The sequence below is a fragment of the Bacteroides sp. LFL-34 genome (assembly GCF_027257075.1).
Taxonomy (GTDB): domain Bacteria; phylum Bacteroidota; class Bacteroidia; order Bacteroidales; family Bacteroidaceae; genus Bacteroides; species Bacteroides ovatus.
The window spans coordinates 1-802 of the sequence record NZ_JAPQKZ010000150.1 but is presented as its reverse complement, the minus strand read 5'-3'; the positions used below and the strand labels follow the sequence as shown (position 1 = coordinate 802).

Here is an 802-nt window from a genome sequence, read left to right as displayed (position 1 = left end):
GCAAGCGGCATACGGGCGGTTTCCGCTATGAATCTCGCCTGCGCCATGAAATCCCCGCTTCGGGTAAACTCCCCGACAAGCGTGAAGATGTCGCCGCCCTTGCCCAAGCCGAAGTCGTACCAGAGCTGTTTCGCCACGTTCACACGGAAGGAGGGCGTGCGTTCACTGCGGTATGGCGCACGATACCACAGCTCGTTTCCGCTCCTTCGGACAGGCTCATGTCCCAGCCGTGCGAGAAAGTCCGCAATGGGTATCTGCCTCATATTCTCAATGTCCGTCCGTTCCATGCGACGTGTCAGTTGATGATTATCTTGACGCCCGCCCCGAACTGCGTATGGAACTTCCGTGTGTCGCCACCCCACAGCAGGCGCTCCCGGAGGTTGGCGAGCAGGGCGATACGGTCAGCCACGTAAAACTCCACATCGAGCGTCAGCGCACCGCCGTAGATGAAGGCGTCCCGGTCATGGAGCGTGGAGCCGTCATGCAGCACTTTCTCGCCCCAATTCACCGACTCATATCCGGCGAGAGCCGAAGCCCCCGCATAGACGAACACTATTTTACGGGCGTCGGAGAGTATCTTGAAATAATAACCGCCCTCCGCCGTGAACTGCGCCACAGGTATGGCGGTATCCTTGTACGGGTTGTTCTTCAAGAGGTATTCGCCACCGAACACCCACTTGTTACCGTTCTTCGTGTAGGTGGAGAGAGCCGCCCCGAAACTGTAACCGCCATTGTTGCCACTTAAACGCATACCGTCCACAAGGTTAGCTCTCAATTCGATGCCCTGCATCTTCGGCAGGCA

Annotated in this window: 2 protein-coding genes; both read right to left on the bottom strand. The window is 57.9% G+C overall.

Going from position 1 to position 802, the window contains the following annotated elements; translation table 11 throughout:
* The coding region (locus N5O98_RS27320; protein WP_269496280.1) for a CHC2 zinc finger domain-containing protein at positions 1-287 on the bottom strand (287 nt) is incomplete at its 3' end.
* A gap of 8 nt (positions 288-295) precedes the next feature.
* The coding region (locus tag N5O98_RS27315) for a conjugal transfer protein TraO (protein WP_004310297.1) at positions 296-802 on the bottom strand (507 nt) is incomplete at its 5' end.